Here is a 19568-nt window from a genome sequence, read left to right on the forward strand (position 1 = left end):
TCCGCGGATCGAGGTGGAGCCGTAAGTGCGAGCGGCACGTTTCAGCAGCGTGCCGCGCAGGAGGGCCTATCGCGCATCGACGCGCACAGTTGCGCTCAGCGTCGCGTTCGAATCGTTGCCGACATAGATCTCGTACTCGCCCGGCTCGACCCGGTAGCGCGCCTGGTCGTCGTGGAACCCGAGCGACCGGACGGGGATGGTGAAGCGCACCGTCGCCTCGCCGCCCGCGGCGACCGTCACCTTCTCGAAGAAGCGCAACTGACGCACCGGCCGCGACCGCGAGCCCACCTTCTGGCGGACATAGACCTGCACGACCTCCTGTCCGGCAGGGCCGGATGTGTTGGCGAGCCGGACCGAGCCGCTGATGGTCCCGGTGAGGGGAACCGAGGGCGCATCGAGCGTCAGCCGGTCGAAGGCGAAGCGGGAGAAGGACAGGCCGAAGCCGAAGGGAAAGAGCGGATCGAGCTTCTCGTCGAGATAGCCGGTCTCGTAGCGGAAATCCTTGATGCGCGGCCGGCCCGTGGGCAGCCGGTCGTAGTAGATCGGCGCCTGTCCGGTGGCGCGCGGGAAGGTCATTGGCAGCTTGCCTGAGGGATTGACCCGGCCGGCGATCACCTCCGCCAGGGCGGTTCGTCCCTCGGTGCCGAGGTGGAAGGCCTGGAGGATGGCCGAGACGCGGTCGGCGAAGCGCGTCAGCACGAAGGGGCGCGAGGTGTGCATGATGACGACGATCGGCTTGCCGGTGGCGATGAGGGCATCCAGCAGCGCCTGCTGTGGCGCCGGCAGGTCGAGATGGGCGCGCGAGGTGCCCTCGCCGATCTGCTCGCAGTCCTCACCGAGCATGACGACGACGAGATCGGCGGCCGCGGCGGTCTCCACGGCGGCGGCCGTGTCTCCCGCCGCGAGGCTGCAATGGGTGGCAAGGCCGGAGGCGGAGGTGACACGCACCTGATCGCCGAGAAGGCGCGCAAGTTCGTCGGTGAGCCTCGGCGGGCGCACGCGCGGCAGGCCGACATTGTCGGAATACTGCCAGTCCTCCTGATGCGTCGCGAGACCCCCGACGACTGCGATGGACCGGACTTCGGGCTTCACCGGCAGGATGCCACCCTCGTTGCGCAGCAGCACGATGGCCTCGCGCGCGACGGCGAGCGAATCGGCGCGTGCCTGCGGCGTCGCCATCTGGCCGGGCGCGGTCGCCGGGTCGTAGGGCGCCTCCTCGAACAGGCCCATATGCATCTTGACGCGCAGTACCCTGCGGACCGCGTCGTCGACCCGCGCCTGCGGCACGGCGCCCGACCGCACAAGATCGGCGAGGTGCTTGTCGTAGAGGCCGGACATCATGTCCATGTCGACGCCAGCCAGGATCGACCGGCGGGCGGCGTCGGCGCCCTCTCGCGCCGTGCCATGGGCCATGAGTTCGCCCACCGATTCGAAATCGGAGACGACGAAGCCGCGGAAGCGGAGCCGCCCCTTCAGCACATCGGTCACCAGCGAGCGATCGGCGGTCGAGGCGACGCCGTTCATCGCGCTGAGCGAGGTCATAATGGTGAAGGTGCCGGCGTCGATGGCCGCGCGGAACGGCGGCATATGGTAATCCCAGAGCTTGGACACGGGAATCCACACGCTGTTGTAGTCGCGTCCGCCCTCAGCCTCGCCGTAGCCGATGAAATGCTTGGACGAGGTGGCAAGGCCGCCCCGGTGATAACCGGCCACGCGGGTCGCGGCGAGGACGGTCGCCAGATGCACGTCCTCGCCGGCGCCCTCCATGACGCGGCCCCAGCGGGCGTCACGCGTCATGTCGATCATCGGAGCGAAGGTCCAGTTGATGCCGGCGGCGCGGGCCTCGCGGGCCGACCAGTAGGAGGCGAGCTCGACGAGGCGCGGATTGAAGGTTGCCGCCTGGCCGAGCGGCTGGGGGAAATAGGTGGCGAAGCCGTTGATCGCGTCGAGCGCGATGATCGGCGGAATCTTCAGGCGAGAGCGCGCTGCCGCCTCCTGGACCTGCCGGATATGGGGCGGCTCGGTGAAGTTCATCACCGCTCCGGTGCGGCCCTCGGTGAGCCATTCCATGCGGAACTCGTCGCCGCGGCCCCAGAGATTGAGCTGGCCGACCTTCTCGGGCAGCGTCATGCGGGCGAGAAGGGCGTCGATCCGCCGCTCGATGGCGCGCGCCTCGGCGCCAGTGCGCCATGCCAGATGCGGCGGCCCGGGAAGCGGGGGCTGCTGGGCGGATGCCGCCATGGGGGCGAGAATCAGCAGGGCGGGGAGCAGGCGGCGAAGGAAGGCGGTCATCGGGGCGCGCGCGGCTCCTGGCATGCGGCCGCAGCGCGGCCGTTACGAACATCGCATGCTTCCTAGCCGCGCCGGGCCACCTTCCGCAATGTGCCCGGCCGTTTCGTCGTCGGCCTGGTCCGCCGATGGATGGCCTCGCCTGCCTTTCGGAGGGTTTCGAACCCCGCGCAGGACCGCTAGAAGGCGCCATGCCCAGCTTCCCGTCCCACCTCCCGATGAAGACCTTCTCCTCCGACGGCGTCGAGATCGCCTATTTCGACACCGGCGAGGGCGATCCCGTGCTCTGCATCCACGGCTTTGCCTCCACCGCCCACATCAACTGGACCTATCCGGGCTGGGTGGAGACGCTGACGAAGGCGGGCCGGCGCGTCATCGCGCTCGACAATCGCGGCCATGGCGCCTCGCAGAAGCTCTATGATCCTTCCGCCTACCACACGACGCTGATGGCCGAGGATGCCCGCAGGCTGCTCGACCATCTCGGCATCGCGCAGAGCGTGGTGCTCGGCTATTCGATGGGCTCGCGCATCACCGCCTTCCTCGCCCAGCGTCATCCCGATCGGGTGAAGGCTGCGATCATGGGCGGCCTCGGCATCAAGCTCGTGGACGGGGTCGGACTGCCGGAGACCATCGCGGAAGCGCTCGAGGCCGAGACGCTGGAGGAGGTCCGCGATCCGCAGGGCCGTCTGTTCCGCGCCTTCGCCATGCAGACGAAATCGGATCGCCGGGCGCTGGCCGCCTGCATCCGCGGCTCGCGCAACCTGATGACGTCGGAGGAGGCGGCCTCGATCGCCTGCCCCGTGCTCATCGCGGTGGGCACGAAGGACGCCATCGCCGGAGAGCCGGAGGCGCTCGCGGCCATCATCCCCAAGGGGGAGGTGCTCGCCATCCCCGATCGCGATCACATGCCGGCCGTCGGCGACAAGGTGTTCAAGGCCGGCGTACTCGCATTTCTCTCCCGGGTTGCCCCCTGACGCCCGGACCTTTCGTTTCAGACCATCGGATTGCCGAACCATGTCCATGCACCCTCGCCACGCGAGCTTCACCGGTTCCGACGGCAACCGGCTGGAGGCCGACGTCTATGGTCATGGCGAGCGGGTGGCGCTGCTCCTGCACGGCGGCGGCCAGACCCGCCATGCCTGGCGGGCCACCGCACGCCGTCTGGCAGAGCGTGGCTTCACCGCCATCTGCGTCGACCAGCGCGGCCACGGTGACAGCGAATGGGTGACGGGCGGGCACTACGCCTTCGCCGATTTCGGCAGGGACGCGGTCGCCATGGGGGAGCAGATTCTGCAGCGGTTCGGCGCCAGGCCCGCGGCGATCGGCGCCTCGCTCGGCGGCCTTGCATCGCTGGGCGCGCTCGGCCAGTCGCCCTGCTTCTCGGCGCTGGTGCTGGTCGATATCGCGCCGCGCATGGAGGAATCCGGGGTGCGCAACATCCAGAGCTTCATGGGCGCGCGCGCCGCCGAGGGCTTCGCATCGATCGAGGAGGCCGCTGAGCAGGTCGCCGCTTTCCTGCCCCACCGGACGAGACCGCCCTCCGTCGATGGCCTGCGCAAGAACCTGCGGCAGCGGCCGGATGGCCGCTGGTACTGGCACTGGGACCCGGCCTTCCTCGACGCCGGGCGGGCCATGGCGAAGGATCGCGCGGCCGTCCTCCACCGCATGGAGGAGGATGCGCGCAGCCTGACCGTGCCGACCCTCATGGTCCGTGGCCTGAAGTCCGATATCGTCTCGCAGGCGAGCGTCGACGCCTTCATGAAGCTCGTGCCGCATGCCCGGCTGGTCGACGTGGGTGGCGCCGGCCACATGGTCGCCGGCGACAAGAACGACGTCTTCGCCGACGCCATCCTCGACTTCCTCGGCTGAGCGCGTTTCGGCTCCTCGCATGAGGCGGGTGGCCGCGAGCCGAGTCCTTTCAGAGGCTTGGCGCGGGTGCCTCATGCTCAGATTCAGATTCTGGCCGCCCTTCATCCTCCGATTCAGAGTCAGCGTCTGCCCGCAGGCCGCTCTGTGTTTCGGAGCGAGCAGGTTCGCCGAAGCAATCGAAATGCGGGGACCGGCGGGCGCCATGGCGGGGCAACAGGGGGGGCATAGGCAGGGTCAAACCCAAGGAGACCCGGCCATGACCCGCACCGCCCGCCACCTGCCGCTGCTCGCCCTCGCGCTTGCCCTGACCTCGCCCGCCGTCGCGCAGCAGGGCGTGCCGCCATCCGTGCAGCAGGAGATCGACCGGGCGCTGTCGCGGGTTCCGGAAGCGAATCGCCCGGCGATGCCGGGACGTCCTGGAGCCGGTCAGGCCGCCACTCCCGATGTCGACCGCTTTCTTCGTTCGGCCGGCGCGACGGCGTCGCGACGGGTGTCGGTTGGCTTCGTCAACAAGGCGCCGCACAAGGCGCTGGTCATCCAGTTTGCGCCGGTCGGTGCGAGGTCCTGGGGCGAAAACCGCCTGCGGCGTGAGACGCTCAACCCGCGCGCCATCATGTCGTGGCCGATCAACAGCACCGAGTGCCGCTATGACGTCCGCATCACCTTCGCCCTGGGCAACGAGTTCGTGCGCCTCGACCACGACTTCTGCGCGCAGGACAAGCTCGAGGTCACCGGTCCGGAGACCGACGCCGCGCCGCTGCCGGTGCGTGACGGCGTCGCCCTGTTCCGCGTCGTCAATCGCTCCAACGCGAAGGTGGCGGTGCTGCGCGTCACGCCGGCGGGCGCCGCGCGGCCGCAGCCCGATCTCCTCGGCATCTGGATGATGGATCCCGGCGACACCTATACGGGACGCGTCGCCCGCGGCGGCAACTGCCTCTACGACATCCGCGTCGGCTTCGACCCGGAGGATACGCAGACCGTGACACTCGCCCGGCAGAACCTGTGCGAAACCCCCGAGATCGTCATTCCGGCGCGCCAGGCGGCCGGCGGCTGACGGCTCACCGACCGCTTCGTCCACAGCCCGCCGCCGCGATGCGGCGGGCTTTGACTTGCCCCCCGGCCCATGGCACACGGCCTCCTCAAGCGACAACGGAGGCCAGCCGTGGACCGGACCGAGATCACCAAGATTCAGGACTATCTGCGCCGCAAGTTCGGCAACCAGACGATCAGGCTGCAGCCCAACATGCGGCGCAAGGAGATGGTCGAGGTGATGATCGGCGACGAGCAGATCGGCACGCTCTACAAGGACGTGGACGAGGGCGAGACCTCCTACACGGTCACCATCTCCATCCTCGACATCGACCTCGAGGAGGAGTGAGGCGCACATCGCCCACGCCTGTACGGTTAACCTTGCCTTAAGGAAACGGGCCCGAGGTCTTAACAGAACCCTAACGACGCGATACCGATTGGGACGAGGGCGGCTTGCCCTCGCGTAGGGTCGGGTTCCGCGTCATGTCCCAGGGCAGCCTCCAGCTTCTGCATTCGCTCGCGCTCGGTTTCGCGATCTCCGGGCTTCTGGTGGCCATCTACCGGGCGCTCGCGGCCAAGCCGGCCAGCTTCCGCCTGCTGCAGGGCGGCGGCGTCATGGCGGTGCTGGCGGTGCCTTTCCTCGCGTTCGCCGCTCCGGCGATCATCGTGCGCAACACGATCCGCGGCCGTCGCATCGAGAACCGCCGCTTCGAATTCGTCTTTCTCGCCACCCTTGTCGCGCTGATGTGGAGCCTGATGTCGGGCCGCGTCCTGACCATGGTGCTTCACTCAGTCGGCCTCTGAGACCTCTCTTTCACCTGACACGTCCTGACACCGGCCCGTTGCATGCTTCTCCCGTCACCACGGCGGGAGAGAGCCATGACGGGTCACGGAATGCAGGCTGACGCGACGCCGGCGGAGCCGCGCGACGGCCGCGACGACTTCGATTTCCTGATGGGCACATGGACGGTGCACCACCGACGGCTGCGCACGCGGCTGTCGGCCGATACGGTCTGGGAGGAGTTCGGCGGCACCTGCGCCGCGCTGCCGATCCTCGGCGGAGCCGGCAACATCGACGACAACCTGCTGCACCTGCCCGGCGGCAGCTACCGGGCGGCCTCGATCCGCGCCTTCGACCCCGCGCGCCGGCAATGGTCGATCTGGTGGCTGGACGGCCGCGACGTCGCCATCGGCCATCCCGTCCATGGCCGCTTCGAGGAGGGGGTCGGCACCTTTCTCGGCGACGACACGCTGCATGGCCGGCCGGTTCGCGTCCGCTTCCGCTGGTCCGGCATCTCCGCGCAGGCGGCGCGTTGGGACCAGGCCTTTTCCGGCGATGGCGGCGCGACCTGGGAGACGAACTGGGTGATGGACTTCCGCCGCGCGCCATGAGGAGCGCCCCCTCGTTCCGCCGACTTCTCAAGGCCGCCGCCGCCGTGCGATAGGACGAGCGACAATCAGGACACGCCGGAGGACGCCATGCCCATCTATGCCCTGGACGGGATCCAGCCGGCCCTGCCCGAAGGCGACCGCTTTTTCGTCGCCCCCGACGCCCATGTCATCGGCTCGGTGAAGATCGGCGCCGATGTCGGCATCTGGTTCGGAGCGGTGATCCGCGGCGACAACGAGTGGATCGAGATCGGCGAGGAGACCAACATCCAGGAAATGTGCATGCTGCACACCGATCCGGGATCGCCGATCAGGATCGGTGCCGGCTGCACCATCGGCCACAAGGTGATCCTGCACGGCTGCACGATCGGCTCGAACACGCTGATCGGCATGGGCTCGACCATCCTCAACAATGCGCGGATCGGCAACAACTGTCTCGTCGGGGCCAACTCGCTCGTCACCGAGGGCAAGGAGTTCCCCGACAACTCGCTCATCGTCGGTGCGCCGGCCCGCGCCGTGCGTACGCTCGACGAGGCGGCCATCGCCCGCCTCAAGGTGTCGGCGGCGCACTATGTGAAGAATGCCCAGCGCTTCAAGTCCGGCCTGACGCCGATCGGCTGCGGAGAGGTTCGTTGAGCGCGCCTGCCGTCGATTTCTTCTACGAGTTCGCCTCGACCTACTCCTATCCCGCCGCCATGCGGATTGCGGATGTGGCGGAGGCTGCGGGCGTCGCGGTGCGCTGGCGACCCTTCCTGCTCGGGCCGATCTTCGCGGAAGCCGGATGGACGACCTCGCCCTTCAACCTGATCCCGGCCAAGGGCCGCAACATGTGGCGGGATCTGGAACGGATCACCGGGGCGATGGGCCTGCCGTTCCGCAAGCCCGATTCCTTTCCGCAGAACAGCCTGACCGCCGCACGCATTGCGACGTCCCTGCCGGACGACGGCAAGCGCGCCGCCTTTTCGCGCGCGCTCTATCGCGCTGAGTTCGGTGAGGGCCTGTCGATCATGGATTCGGAGGTGCTGGGCCGCGCGCTGACGGCAGCCGGTGTCGAGCCTTCGACGGCCATCGTCGCGGCAGGTTCGGAGGATGTGAAGAAGGCCCTGCGCGCCACCACCGAGGAGGCGAAGGCCAAGGGCCTGTTCGGCGCGCCGAGCATCGTCACGGCCGACGGCGAACTGTTCTGGGGCAATGACCGCCTTGAGCAGGCGGTGGAGTGGGCGGCGAGGGCCACGTCTCGCTGAACGGACCTCTCCGGCAAGCCCAAGAAAGGTGACGGCCGGCCCTCGTTCTGAGGTACCGGCCGTCTGTTCGCGAACCCGGTCTGGGGACGGGGAGGGGTGGGACGTGACCGAGAGCGCGAAACTCGTGTGTGACTAGCGGGTGGCGACGGCGGCGGGCGCGGTGCCCGGGCCGACGGTCACCCACTGGTTGGGATCATGGGCTGCCTGGCGCTTGATGAAGCGGTAGCCGGTCTGGTGCCAGGCGCGGATGTCGTTGGTCTCGTTGTCGAGGACATAGTCGCCCCGATCCGTGCGGACGGTGAGAATGGCGTGGCCGTCGCCCTGGCGATCGCGGACGACCGTGACGAGCAGGGCGCTGGCGGGAAGTCCCGCCTCGACGAGCAGCTTCTTCTTCAGAAGGACGTAATCCTCGCAGTCGCCACGTCCGGAGGTCGGATAGGTCCAGACCTCGTCGCGGCCGTACTGGTCGATGTCCGTCATCGGCTCGATGGCGGTGTTCACATGGGCATTGATGCGCACCAGCGTCGCCCATGTGTTGCGGTCGGCACGCACCATTTCGGCACGCATCGGCGCGACGCGGCACTCGCCCGGATTGTCGCGGCAGAACTGCCGCCAGCCGATCGGTGCCGAAGTGGCACCCTGTTCGCTCAGGAAGGCGAGGCGATCGTTCGCCGTGGCCGCTCCACCCGATATCGCAATCAGCACGGCCATCGAGAGCGCGCCGAGCGCCGCCCTGCCAGCCGTCTTGCCCCTCTGCCAGGTCACAAGACCCTTCATGACGTGTCCCTCCGTCGATGTCCGGACACTGGCAGGGCGGCTTTGCGGTGGGCTGAAACGGATCGGTGAAAGGCGACGGGTTTGCGTCAGGATTCGTTGAGTTTAACGACCCGTGGATTTACCGAGAGAATTCACGATGCGATTCAAGTCGAGTGGACAAATATCTGAAATGGTGAGGATTTCCGGTGCGTTTGTCGGACGGGATCGGTAGCGGTCGCTAACGAATGGCGGACCTGGACGCGACGATGGTGAACGCCGCAAGGTCGGGGCGACGACCACCGTTTACCGGCGCTTCAGCACGACACCACGTCGCGTTTCGCAACGTCAGCGAAAGCAGTCGAACCTGCCGTTGGGGGAGGCGGGAAGAGCAGAAGCGGAGGAGAGGCGCGCGGGCGGCGGCTCAGCGCGGGATGGCGACCGGCTCCGCGTCGGCGCGCAGGTCGGCGCCGAGTTCCTCGCCAAGGGCGAGAATGGTCTCGAGCGGCTGCTGGCCGGAGAACTCGATGGCGATGCCCCGTTCCAGGACGCGCACGACGCGGGCCATGGTGCGCGAGATCTGCACGACATCGCCGGGCTTGAGATCGTCGACGCCGCCGATGGCCGCGCCCGACAGCGAGATGTCGAGAACCCGAACGGGGACCTTGTCGCCGAGCGGGGTGGTGATGGTTGTGAAGGGATTGCGCGGGATGACGCGCTCGTGCCGGCGATCTTCGGGCAGGCCGAGGATCTGCCGGTTGGCGAGCCATGTCAGCTGGTCGGCGAGCTTGTCCCGCTTCCGCAGGGACGCCTCGATGGTCATCGAGAATCCGGTCTCGCTGACGCGGACGATCATGCCCTCGATGCGTCCGACATGGTCGAGATAGGCGATGACCCGTTCGCCGAGCTTGCCGACGACTGGGGCGACGATGGCGGCGCCCCCCGGCGACATGTCGATGACCTGGCAGGGGAATTCGCGCCGGTCGGAGAGCATGAAGCGGCCGAGCACGTCCACCCGCACACGCTGGAAGCGGCGGTTCTCTTCCGACGATGGTGCGGACAGGACTTTCGCGAGCGCTGACATGTTCGGCAGGGTTCGAGGGCGACCGGTCAAAGATTAACGACGGAGCGTTAACGCAGTCTTGCGCGGAATCAACTCAGGCGACATTCCCGCCCTGAATGACACGCAGGGCGGGGCGTCCCGCAAACGGCCGGAGGCCGGGCTGGATGGTTGCCTCCCGCGCAACCACGTCGGCGCCGCTCCAGTTCGGCCACAGAAGGCGCACGGACTCGACCGCGATGGTCCGGATGCCGTCCCGGCCCACCCAGTAGGGCGTTTCAGGCGCGGTCAGGCAGCCGATCATCCGCGCGCCGATCCGGCCGCGATGGACGAGGGGCAGGACGGTTGCCTCCATGGCCATAGTCCGCCCGGCGGTGCTGGTGCCCGTCAGGGCCATGAGCAGGCCGGCATTGGCGGCAAGCGCATCGCGCAGGGCGCGGATGGCGACGGGGCGGGCGGCATCGGAATAGGCGTCGAGGAAGCCGACACCCTTCATCTCCCGCCCGAACAGCGCACAGACGCGCGATCCGGCGAGCCGATAGGGCAGGGAACCTGCCCGGTCACCCTCAAGGATGAAGGTGCTGCCGAGGATCGGGGCGATGTCTCGGGGATCGATCTCGGCGCGATCCGGAGCCGGACGACCGGCGCGCAGCTGATCCCAGTAGGTGAAGAGGGAACTGCTCTCGGTGTCGGTCATGATCTTCCTCGTCTGTACCGATCCGGGACGGAAATGGACCGTCGCTTCGGGTCTGCGGGATGAGGAGCAGCGGCCGTGCCAGCGCCGGCCGGGGCGGGCAGGGTTAAGGATCGGTTTCGCGGTTAGGGTTAAGAAAGGCTTTCCATTGCGTGCCGGCGCCGCGACGTGTTTGGCTGACGGCGTTCCACGAATTCGGAAGGCAGGGATTGACTCCCCCGCCGACCGCTCGACTTTCAGGCATTCTCCTGGGGACATGAGGAGATGGAGACGTGACTTCGCGGGAATGGTTCGCCATTCCCCACGTTCCCGCCGGGGGAGATCGCAAGATCTCCCCCCTTTTTTTGTCGGGAATCGGGGGCGATCCGCCGTTCCGGGGACAGCCTCGCGACCGCGGCCCTCGACACCGGCCCCGCCTTGGCTCTAGTGAAGCCGTCCCGTCCGCCCCATAAGCAGTCCCGTCCTTGTCCGAGCGCGAACCGATCCTCAACGTTCCCGGCGTCGTCACGGTGCTGTGTGGCCTCATGATCGCCATCCACGCGGTGCGCGAGTTCCTCCTCGGCGAGGACCGCGACCGCGAGGTGCTGCTGACCTTCGCCTTCATCCCGTCCCGCTTCGAGCGTTCGCTCGCAGGCTCCTGGGGCTTTCCGGGCGGCGCGGCGGCCGATGCGTGGACCTTCGTCACCTACGCCTTCCTGCATGCCGACTGGACCCATCTCGGGGTCAATGTCCTGTGGTTCCTGGTCTTCGGCACGGCAGTCGCGCGCCGGTTCGGGACGATCCGCAGCCTGCTGTTTTTCGCCGTGACCGCCGCCGCCGGCGCGCTCGGCCATCTCGCGGCGGTTGGAACGGCCTTCGTACCGGTGATCGGGGCCTCGGCCGCGGTATCCGGCTTCACGGCGGCGGCGCTGCGCTTCGTCTTCCAGATGGGCGGACCGCTCGGCGCCATGCGCCAGACCGGCGAGGACGCCTATCGCATGCCGGCGCTGAGCCTCGGCGCCATGTTGCGAAACGGTCCCGTGATGGGAATGGTGGCGGTGTGGATCGCGGTCAACGTCGCCTTCGGCGCCATCAGCCTGCCCATCCCCGGCTTCGAGGGCCAGATCGCGTGGCAGGCGCATCTCGCCGGCTTCGCCGCGGGGCTCCTGCTGTTCCGCTTCTTCGATCCCGTGCCGCGGGCCTGACCCCGGTATTGCACTGCACTGCGGCTGCCTTGTCTTCGCCCGAAGCTGTGCCAATACTCGTCTTCCGGGCGACCGGGGCATGACTGGCGGGGCGCGCCCGCATTCGGGGCGTCCCTCCGCGACCGGAGGCGCAGATCATGAACGTGAAGAGCATTCTGGATGCCAAGGGCCGGGCGGTGGCGACGATCGCCGCCGACGCGACCCTGGCGGATGCGGCCCATCTCCTCGCCGGGAAGCGGATCGGCGCCGTGGTGGTGACCGGACCGGGCTATTCGGTGGCCGGTATTCTCTCCGAGCGCGACATCGTGCGCTCGCTGTCGGAGCGTGGCGCGACCTCGCTCGACCGCTCCGTCGGCGATACGATGACGAAGAAGGTGATTACCTGCACCGAGATGGACCCCATCGGCCACCTGATGGAGAGCATGACAGAGGGCAAGTTCCGCCACCTGCCGGTGGTCGAGGATGGTCGCCTCGTCGGGATCATTTCCATCGGCGACGTGGTGAAGTGGCGCCTCGCGGAGATCGAGAGCGAGCACGACGCCCTGAAGAACTATGTGATGAACGCCTGACGCGCTCAGGCGACCGCCTTCAGCGCGTCGGCAATGTCTGGCAGCAGGCGTTCGGCGGCTTCCTCGCCGAGCGCGATGGCTTCTGCGGCGCGGTGGAACTCGAACAGCCCGATCTTCAGGAGGCGTGGTCCGATCAGGACGTTCGGTGGATCTCCGGCGAGGCGCTGGCGGGCGATCCGCTCCTGGGTGGCGTTGAACGCCTTGGCCATGACGGTGGGAATGCCCGGCGCACGGGCAACCGCGATGCGCGGGTCGATGAGGCCCGGCTCGCCGTCGAGGGACATGCCTGCCCGCAGCGGCCGCGACAGGGCCCGGCCGATGCCGCGTCCCAGGCCCCGGCCGATGCCCTTGCCCAGATTGACCATGGCGTTGACGCGCGGCCGCCGCTCGACCAGGGGCAGCGCCTCGTCCTCTGGGCTCGTGCCATGGTCCTGGATGACGGTGGCGCGGCCGAGCGCGTCGGCATTGAGGCTGACGGCAATGACCAGTCGCGCGCCGAGGGCACGGGTCACCGAGACGGGGACCGGATTCGACAGCGCGCCGTCCATCAGCCAGCGGCCGCCGACCCGCACCGGCGGCAGGATGCCGGGGAGGGCGTAGGAGGCCCTGAGCGCCGTCAGCAGCCGGCCGCGCGTCAGCCAGATCTCGTGGCCCGTGCCGATCTCCGTCGACACGGCGGCAAAGCCGATCGGCAGGTCCTCGATCCGTGTCTCGCCGATCTCCCGCTCCAGGAGCTGGGCGAGGCGCGAGCCGCCCATCAACCCGCCGCCGGAAATGGCGATGTCGACGAGCGAGATGACGTCGCGACGCTTCAGGGACAGCGCCCAGTCCGCGAGGGCGTCGAGCTTGCCGGCCGCATAGAGGCCGCCGACCGCAGCTCCGATGGAGGTGCCGGCGATGACGTCCGGCTCGTAGCCTGCCCGGACCAGGGTGCGGATTACCCCAACATGGGCGAGGCCGCGCGCCGCCCCGCCACCCAGGGCCAGCCCGATGACCGGGCGCGACTGCGGGGCTACCGCCTGACCGAAATCGGCGGGTTCGCTGTCTTCCCGGCGCCGACGCCTGAACTTCAGCATGGCTCAGCCGAAGGCCGGGCGCAGGCGCTCGGCGTCGCGTGGTGCGAGCCGCACGGCCTCCAGAGGCCCGCCGGTCGGGATGGCGCGGTAGAAGCAGGTGCGCCGACCGGTATGGCAGGACCCGCCGTCGCCGCCGACTGTGACCTTCAGCCAGACCGCGTCCTGGTCGCAGTCGATGCGCATCTCCGCCACCGTCTGAATCTGTCCGGAGGTGTCGCCCTTGTGCCAGAGCACCTGGCGCGAGCGCGACCAGTAGTGCGCCTCGCCGGTCTCGATGGTCAGGCGCAGGGCCTCTGCATTCATGTGCGCGACCATCAGCAGGTCCCCCGTTCGCGCATCGCTGGTCACCGCGGTGATCAGACCATCGACGCCGAAACGCGGCAGCAGGCGGTCACCTTCCTCGATATCGGCCCTGGAAGGTGACGCAGGGGTTTGCGGGGCGCAGTCGGCACACATGGCAGGGGTCCGGGATGGGGAAGGGCGATGATCTCTGTCAAGCTTTCTAACCCGCCCCTGTGGAGAAGCCCAAGGGGTTCCACGCGTGGAAGTGCCCGGCCACCGCCGTGTCAAGGTTAACGCTTTCTTCCGCTCGTCGGGCCCCTGCGCCCCGATGTAGTCTCCGCGATCTCATCCCCGGAGAGCGATATGAGCGAGCAGCGAGAGCTTTTCTCGACGTCCGTCCTGTCGGACCAGTCCGAACTCAAGGCCCATGCCGCGCTCTATGCGGCCCGCGAGCGGGCCGGCCAGCCGGAGGTCTCGGAGCTCGCCATCGTCACGGCCGCTCCCCGCGTCATCCCGCAGGGCGGCGCCGCCGCGGCGCGGGCGCTGCGCGAAAAGCTCGTCGCCGAGCACAGGGCCGTCGTGGTGGAGGCGGCGTCACGGTTCGGTCGCCGCGAGAATGGCGCCATTCCGGCAAAGTCCATCCTCAGGTTCCGCCTGCGCGACCTGCCGAAGCTGGTGCGGCCGGCGCGGGACCCGCAGGCGCCGGGCGACTGTGGGTCGCCGGGACCGCAGCCGCCAGATCGAGAAAGCGCCGACGAATCTCCGCGGCATAGGGGTTGAGTTGCTCAATCGCCTGCAGAACGCCCGGCGCATCGTTCCGCACCATGCCGACGGCCTCCATCAGCAGATCGAAGCTGCGCGTGGTGATGCGCGTGGGCAGAGGTTCGAGGCCGGTGAGCGCCCGGGCGATGAGATGCGTCAGCCCCTGGGCGATGGCGGCCTCGCGATCGTGCTCCTCCGGCGAGCTGACGAAGGCGCGGAGCCCGAAGGCCCGCCGCAGGAACGCTGCGACGCGCCGCTCGCCGCCGCCGCGCACCGGACAGATCGCGATCTTCAGCCCTGCAATGCCGTCGCGGCCGCTCTCCGGGCCGAACAGCGGATGGGTCGCGACGATCCGCACGCCGTCGGGAAGCGTGGCGCGCATGAGCGTCGCCGGCAGGACCTTGACCGAACCGACGTCGAGGACCAGCGCTCCCGGCCGGATATGCGGCCGCGCCGCCTCAAGGGCCTCGCCAAGCCCGGCCACGGGCACGGCGAAGACGAGGATCGGGCATCCGGCGACGGCGGCAAGGCTCGCCGGGCGCACGCCATCTATGGACGGACCCGCCATGGGATCGTAGGCGAGGACGTCGAAGTGGCGGCGCAGATGGCCCGCCATGAAGCGGCCGAAGGCGCCGAAGCCGAAAATGCCGAGGCGCGGGCGGAGAGGGAGGAGTTTGATCGTGTCCATGGCAGGTCTCTGGTGGGGCTGTCTGCCAGAGGGGCTGCCGATAAGGACCGCTGGCGAGGCAGCGGTCGAGGAATGACGAAACGTCCCGCTGTTATGGGAGCGGGGCGTAATAGGGGCGGGCGATGGTGCGGGCCGTCGTCATGGGCGTCCTCGTAGTCGGCGCAGGGTGAAGGTGTCAATCGGTGATGCCTCCGGTGATACCATTGCGGCGCGAAACGGGCTGATGCTAAGACGCCCCATCCATTCTTCCTCGTTCCAACGGTGACTTCCGCATGTCCGTCGATCAGGCGACCGTCCGGCGTATCGCGCATCTCGCGCGCATCGCCGTGACCGATGACGAGGTGCCCCACCTCCAGGGCGAGCTCAACGCCATCCTCGCCTTCGTCGAACAGCTGAACGAGGTTGACGTCTCGAATGTCGAGCCGATGACCTCCGTCACCCCGATGGCCATGAAGAAGCGGCAGGATGTCGTGACGGACGGCGGCATCCCCGATCTCATCATCGCCAATGCGCCGGAGCGCGAGGGCCATTTCTTCGCCGTGCCGAAGGTCGTGGAGTAAGTCATGAGCGACCTGACGAAGCTGACCATCGCCGAGGCCCGCGACGGCCTCACCAGGAAGTCGTTCTCGGCGGCCGACCTGACGCGCGCCTACCTCGCGGCCATGGAGACCGGCCGCAAGCTCAACGCCTATGTGCTGGAGACGCCCGAGAAGGCGCTGGAGATGGCGGCCGCCTCCGACGCGCGGATCGCGAAGGGCGAGGCGGGGCCGCTGGAGGGCATTCCGCTCGGCGTGAAGGATCTGTTCTGCACCAAGGGCGTCAGGACCACCGCCTGCTCGAACATCCTCGGCAATTTCGTGCCGCCCTATGAATCGACGGTGACGAGCAATCTGTGGCGCGACGGCGCCGTCATGCTCGGCAAGCTCAACAACGACGAGTTCGCCATGGGGTCGTCCAACGAGACGAGCTGCTTCCCCGGACCGATCAACCCCTGGCGGCGGCAGGGCTCCAACGTCGGCGCCGGCGCCGGCGGTGTCGAGGGCAGCTACCTCGTTCCCGGCGGCTCCTCCGGCGGCTCCTCGGCCGCCGTCGCCGCCATGCTCTGCGCCGGCGCGACCGCCACCGATACCGGCGGCTCGATCCGCCAGCCGGCGGCGCTGACCGGCACGGTCGGCATCAAGCCGACCTATGGCCGGGTGTCGCGCTGGGGCATCGTCGCCTTCGCCTCCTCGCTCGACCAGGCCGGCCCCATCGCCCGCGACGTGAAGGACGCCGCGATGATGCTGCGCTCCTTCGCGGGGTCCGATCCGAAGGACACGACCTGCGTCGACCGCGAGGTGCCCGATTACGTCGCGGCGGTCGGCAAGTCGGTCAGGGGCATGACCATCGGCATCCCCCGGGAATACCGCATCGACGGCATGCCGGAGGAGATCGAGAAGCTCTGGGACGAGGGCGCGCAGATCCTGAAGGATGCCGGCGCCAATATCGTCGAGATCTCGCTGCCGCACACGAAATATGCCCTGCCGGCCTACTACATCGTGGCGCCCGCGGAGGCCTCCTCCAACCTCGCCCGCTACGACGGTGTCCGCTACGGCCTGCGTGAGCCGGGCAAGGACATCGTCGAGCTCTACGAGAAGACCCGCGCCAAGGGCTTCGGCAAGGAGGTCAAGCGGCGCATCATGATCGGCACCTATGTGCTGTCGGCCGGCTATTACGACGCCTACTACGTGCGGGCGCAGAAGCTGCGCACGCTGATCAAGCAGGATTTCGAGCAGGCCTATGCCTCGGGCGTCGACGCCATCCTGACGCCGGCGACGCCGTCCGCCGCCTTCGGCATCGGCGAGAAGGGTTCCGCCGATCCGGTCGAGATGTACCTGCAGGACGTCTTCACCGTGACCGTGAACATGGCGGGCCTTCCGGGTATCGCGGTCCCCGCGGGTCTTGACCCACAGGGCCTGCCGCTCGGCCTGCAGCTCATCGGCCGCGCCTTCGACGAGGAGACGCTGTTCTCGGTGGCGAGCGTCATCGAGAAGGCCAAGGGGCGTTTCCCGGTTTCGGACCGCTGGTGGGGGTGAGCCCATGATCTCCGCCCGGGCCGTCGCCATCGCCGCGCTGACGGTCTTCGGGTGGGTGCTGTTGGCGCTGGCTGTGCTGATGGCGGTCTATGTCACCCTCGCCTGGCGTGCGGGCGACCCGGCGTTCAAGATCGCCTATCTCGCCGCCATGGGTCTCGGGGCCCTGGCGGGTGGCTTCGCCTGTCGCTTCTGGGCGCGCCGCATTGCCGGCGGGCGCACCGGCTAGCCCTCCGCAGATGCCGGTTCCGCTGCGGTACCGCCTACACGGGACTTTAAGGCTCATCGGCGATGGTCGGTCGAACGCTCACGCTCCGGGACGCCCGATGTCTTCCGTCCATCCCACCCTCGACGCGCCTGCCGGGCAGGGGAGCCTCGCCCGGCTCGCCGCGCTGCCACTCTTCGCGCTCGCCATCTTCGTCTCGGCCTTCCTGCTGTTCTCCGTGCAGCCGCTGTTCACCAAGATGGTGCTGCCGGTGCTCGGCGGCACGCCCGCGGTCTGGTCGGTGGCGATGGTCTTCTTCCAGGGCGTGCTGCTCGCCGGCTACGGCTACGCCTATCTCCTGAACCGCCTGCTCGATCCCCGTCGCGCCGCCCTCGTTCATCTCGCCATGATGGCGGTCGTCTTCGCGCTCGCCCTGCCAATCGCGCTGGCGCCGGGCTGGGGGCGTCCTCCGGCCGAGGGCGAGGCGCTGTGGCTCATCGGCCTGTTCACGGCCTCGGTCGGGCTGCCCTTCTTCGCCATCGCCGGCAATGGGCCCCTCCTGCAGGCCTGGTTCGCCCGCACCGGCCACCGCGACGCTGCCGATCCCTACTTCCTCTACGGCGCCTCCAATCTCGGCTCCTTCCTGGCGCTGCTGTCCTATCCCTTCGTCATCGAGCCGCTTCTGCCGCTGAAGATCCAGTCGGCCGTCTGGGCGGGCGGTTTCGCCGTGCTTGGCGGGTTGATCACGCTGGCCGGCCTGATCCTCGCCCGGACCGTCCGGGCGCAGGCGGCGCCGGCTCCGTCGAGCCGCCCCGCCACGCCGGTCGCCTGGGCCGACCGGCTGACGTGGATCGGCCTTGCCGCCGTTCCCTCGGGACTGCTGGTGGCGCTGACAGCGCACCTGTCCACCGATGTCGCCGCCGTGCCGCTCCTCTGGGTGCTGCCGCTGGCGCTGTTCCTGCTCACCTTCGTGCTCGCCTTCCGCGACGGCGGCGCCGGGCTTCACCGGGCCATGGTGGCGGTCCAGCCGCTCATGCTGGTCGGCGTCGTCTTCGCGATGGTGCTCAGCGCCAAGGTGCCCTGGCCGCTGGCGGCGGCGCTGCACGTCGGCTTCTTCTTCGTCGCCACCATGGTCTGCCATGGCGAGCTCTACCGCCGCCGTCCGGCTGCCGCCCATCTGACCGAGTTCTACGTCATGCTGTCGGTCGGCGGCGTTATCGGCGGCATCTTCGCCAGCCTCGCCGCGCCGGTCCTGTTCAACACCATCCTCGAATACCCGATCCTCGTGGTCGCAGCCGTCCTGTGCCGTCCCGGCATGGGCGCGGCGCTGGCGCGGCTCGGCTGGCAGCGCACCTCCCTGGCCGCCGCCGCGCTGGCCGCGCTGATGGCGCTTCAGGCGGCCACGGGCGTCACCTTCAAGGCGCTGCCCGTCATCGCCTATCTGTTCGTCGTCTGCGGTGTGGCCGCGACGCTGCTGCTCGGCCGCGAAAAGCCGGCCATGCTGCTGGCGGGCGCGCTCGCCTTCTTCGCGGTGAGCCAGGCGCCGGTCATGCCTGCGGGCACGCTGGCGCGCGAGCGGTCCTTCTTCGCCGTCCACGAAGTGCAGGAGACGGCGAACGGGCAGGGGCGCCTGCTGGTCCACGGCGTCACCGTTCACGGCGCCGAGCGGGTGCGCCATCCCGATGGCACGGTCATCGAGGGGCGGCCGGAGCCGGCGAGCTACTACCATCGCGCAGGCCCCTTCGCCGAGGCGATCAGCGCAGTCCGCACGGCCCGCGCCGGACGGCCGCTGCGCATCGCCGCCATCGGCCTCGGGGTCGGCTCGCTCGCCTGCTACAGCCAGCCCGGAGACGCCTGGACCTTCCTCGAGATCGATCCCGTCGTCGTGCGCATCGCCCGCGACAACAGATTGTTCTCCTCGCTGACCCGCTGCGCGCCCGACGCTCCGGTGGTCATCGGCGATGGCCGCCTGACGCTCGCCGACCAGCAGGGGCGCTTCGACCTGATCATCATCGACGCCTTCTCCTCCGACGCCATTCCGGTGCATCTGCTGACGCGCGAGGCCTTCGCCGGCTATGTCGAGAAGCTGGCGCCGGGCGGGGCGCTCGTCTTCCACATCACCAACCGCAACATGGACCTGCGCCCGGTCGTGGCCGCGTCAGCAGAAGCCCATGGCCTGACCGGCGGCATCCGCCACATCGTGGCTGAGGGCGGGGGCATCCGCGAGACGCTGACGGGGACGTCGATGGTGGCTATGGTGGCGCGCGCCGTGCAGGCGATGGGTCCGGCGGCTACGGCTCCCGAATGGCGACCGCTCGCCGTGCCTGTAGGCTTCCGCGGCTGGACCGACGACTACTCCAATATCATCGACCCGATCATGCGGCGCTTCCGCCAGCCTTAGGG

At 68.9% G+C, this 19568-nt stretch carries 21 protein-coding genes; 14 read left to right on the forward strand and 7 right to left on the reverse strand.

What is annotated here, in order from left to right; genetic code table 11:
• Positions 1-66: 66 nt before the first annotated feature.
• Positions 67-2292 carry a glycoside hydrolase family 3 N-terminal domain-containing protein gene (locus ACJ4V0_RS10975; protein ID WP_448299616.1) on the reverse strand — a complete coding sequence of 742 codons (2226 nt, stop codon included), beginning with the start codon at positions 2290-2292 and terminating at the stop codon, positions 67-69.
• 215 nt (positions 2293-2507) lie between these two features.
• Here ACJ4V0_RS10975 and ACJ4V0_RS10980 point away from each other — a divergent pair, with 215 nt between their 5' ends.
• The 8 genes from ACJ4V0_RS10980 to ACJ4V0_RS11015 all read left to right on the forward strand — a co-directional run bounded on the left by ACJ4V0_RS10980 (position 2508) and on the right by ACJ4V0_RS11015 (position 7820).
• The gene (locus ACJ4V0_RS10980) at positions 2508-3263 is read left to right on the forward strand and encodes an alpha/beta fold hydrolase (protein ID WP_448299786.1); all 756 of its coding nucleotides are present in this window, start codon (positions 2508-2510) and stop codon (positions 3261-3263) included.
• 40 nt (positions 3264-3303) lie between these two features.
• A complete protein-coding gene (locus ACJ4V0_RS10985; RefSeq protein WP_448299617.1) occupies positions 3304-4158 on the forward strand; it encodes an alpha/beta fold hydrolase in 855 nt (284 codons plus the stop codon).
• 256 nt (positions 4159-4414) lie between these two features.
• Entirely contained in the window at positions 4415-5212 is a 798-nt protein-coding gene (locus tag ACJ4V0_RS10990; RefSeq protein ID WP_448299618.1) for a hypothetical protein, read from the forward strand.
• Between the two features lie 108 nt (positions 5213-5320).
• A complete protein-coding gene (locus ACJ4V0_RS10995; protein ID WP_448299619.1) occupies positions 5321-5536 on the forward strand; it encodes a DUF3126 family protein in 216 nt (71 codons plus the stop codon).
• Positions 5537-5670: 134 nt separating this feature from the next.
• Positions 5671-5991 (forward strand): DUF6949 family protein, encoded by a 321-nt coding sequence (locus tag ACJ4V0_RS11000; protein WP_448299620.1) that lies wholly within the window; start codon positions 5671-5673, stop codon positions 5989-5991.
• A gap of 75 nt (positions 5992-6066) precedes the next feature.
• Entirely contained in the window at positions 6067-6579 is a 513-nt protein-coding gene (locus ACJ4V0_RS11005) for a DUF1579 domain-containing protein (protein ID WP_448299621.1), read from the forward strand.
• Between the two features lie 87 nt (positions 6580-6666).
• Positions 6667-7212, forward strand: a complete 546-nt coding sequence (locus ACJ4V0_RS11010; protein ID WP_448299622.1) for a gamma carbonic anhydrase family protein — start codon at positions 6667-6669, stop codon at positions 7210-7212.
• Positions 7209-7820 (forward strand): 2-hydroxychromene-2-carboxylate isomerase, encoded by a 612-nt coding sequence (locus ACJ4V0_RS11015; RefSeq protein ID WP_448299623.1) that lies wholly within the window; start codon positions 7209-7211, stop codon positions 7818-7820. The genes ACJ4V0_RS11010 and ACJ4V0_RS11015 overlap by 4 nt, the downstream gene beginning before the upstream one ends.
• 132 nt (positions 7821-7952) lie before the next feature.
• Here ACJ4V0_RS11015 and ACJ4V0_RS11020 read toward each other — a convergent pair whose 3' ends face one another.
• From ACJ4V0_RS11020 to ACJ4V0_RS11030, 3 genes are all read right to left on the reverse strand, one after another.
• The gene (locus ACJ4V0_RS11020; RefSeq protein ID WP_448299624.1) at positions 7953-8597 is read right to left on the reverse strand and encodes a transglutaminase-like cysteine peptidase; all 645 of its coding nucleotides are present in this window, start codon (positions 8595-8597) and stop codon (positions 7953-7955) included.
• A gap of 400 nt (positions 8598-8997) precedes the next feature.
• The gene (locus tag ACJ4V0_RS11025; protein ID WP_448299625.1) at positions 8998-9657 is read right to left on the reverse strand and encodes a PilZ domain-containing protein; all 660 of its coding nucleotides are present in this window, start codon (positions 9655-9657) and stop codon (positions 8998-9000) included.
• 73 nt (positions 9658-9730) lie between these two features.
• Positions 9731-10330: a PAS domain-containing protein gene (locus tag ACJ4V0_RS11030; protein WP_448299626.1), complete on the reverse strand. Its 600-nt coding sequence runs from the start codon at positions 10328-10330 to the stop codon at positions 9731-9733.
• 461 nt (positions 10331-10791) lie between these two features.
• On the opposite strand from ACJ4V0_RS11030, the gene ACJ4V0_RS11035 reads away from it, so the two are divergent.
• Positions 10792-11511, forward strand: a complete 720-nt coding sequence (locus tag ACJ4V0_RS11035; RefSeq protein WP_448299627.1) for a rhomboid family intramembrane serine protease — start codon at positions 10792-10794, stop codon at positions 11509-11511.
• A 137-nt stretch (positions 11512-11648) separates the two neighbouring features.
• Positions 11649-12080 (forward strand): CBS domain-containing protein, encoded by a 432-nt coding sequence (locus ACJ4V0_RS11040; protein WP_448299628.1) that lies wholly within the window; start codon positions 11649-11651, stop codon positions 12078-12080.
• 5 nt (positions 12081-12085) lie between these two features.
• Here ACJ4V0_RS11040 and ACJ4V0_RS11045 read toward each other — a convergent pair whose 3' ends face one another.
• From ACJ4V0_RS11045 to ACJ4V0_RS11055, 3 genes are all read right to left on the reverse strand, one after another.
• Positions 12086-13156 carry a patatin-like phospholipase family protein gene (locus tag ACJ4V0_RS11045; protein ID WP_448299629.1) on the reverse strand — a complete coding sequence of 357 codons (1071 nt, stop codon included), beginning with the start codon at positions 13154-13156 and terminating at the stop codon, positions 12086-12088.
• A gap of 3 nt (positions 13157-13159) precedes the next feature.
• On the reverse strand, positions 13160-13612 hold the full coding sequence (gene hisI, locus ACJ4V0_RS11050; RefSeq protein WP_448299630.1) for a phosphoribosyl-AMP cyclohydrolase: 453 nt from the start codon (positions 13610-13612) through the stop codon (positions 13160-13162).
• A gap of 469 nt (positions 13613-14081) precedes the next feature.
• The gene (locus tag ACJ4V0_RS11055; RefSeq protein ID WP_448299631.1) at positions 14082-14888 is read right to left on the reverse strand and encodes a prephenate dehydrogenase/arogenate dehydrogenase family protein; all 807 of its coding nucleotides are present in this window, start codon (positions 14886-14888) and stop codon (positions 14082-14084) included.
• A 272-nt stretch (positions 14889-15160) separates the two neighbouring features.
• On the opposite strand from ACJ4V0_RS11055, the gene gatC reads away from it, so the two are divergent.
• The 4 genes from gatC (at position 15161) to ACJ4V0_RS11075 (ending at position 19566) form a co-directional block, all read left to right on the forward strand.
• Positions 15161-15448, forward strand: coding sequence for an Asp-tRNA(Asn)/Glu-tRNA(Gln) amidotransferase subunit GatC (gene gatC / locus ACJ4V0_RS11060; RefSeq protein ID WP_448299632.1), 288 nt, complete (start codon positions 15161-15163; stop codon positions 15446-15448).
• A 3-nt stretch (positions 15449-15451) separates the two neighbouring features.
• Positions 15452-16963, forward strand: coding sequence for an Asp-tRNA(Asn)/Glu-tRNA(Gln) amidotransferase subunit GatA (gene gatA, locus ACJ4V0_RS11065; RefSeq protein WP_448299633.1), 1512 nt, complete (start codon positions 15452-15454; stop codon positions 16961-16963).
• 4 nt (positions 16964-16967) lie between these two features.
• Positions 16968-17189, forward strand: a complete 222-nt coding sequence (locus ACJ4V0_RS11070) for a hypothetical protein (RefSeq protein WP_448299634.1) — start codon at positions 16968-16970, stop codon at positions 17187-17189.
• Positions 17190-17286: 97 nt separating this feature from the next.
• The gene (locus tag ACJ4V0_RS11075) at positions 17287-19566 is read left to right on the forward strand and encodes a fused MFS/spermidine synthase (RefSeq protein ID WP_448299635.1); all 2280 of its coding nucleotides are present in this window, start codon (positions 17287-17289) and stop codon (positions 19564-19566) included.
• The last annotated feature ends 2 nt before the right edge of the window (positions 19567-19568 follow it).

Source organism: Phreatobacter aquiterrae, assembly GCF_053471285.1.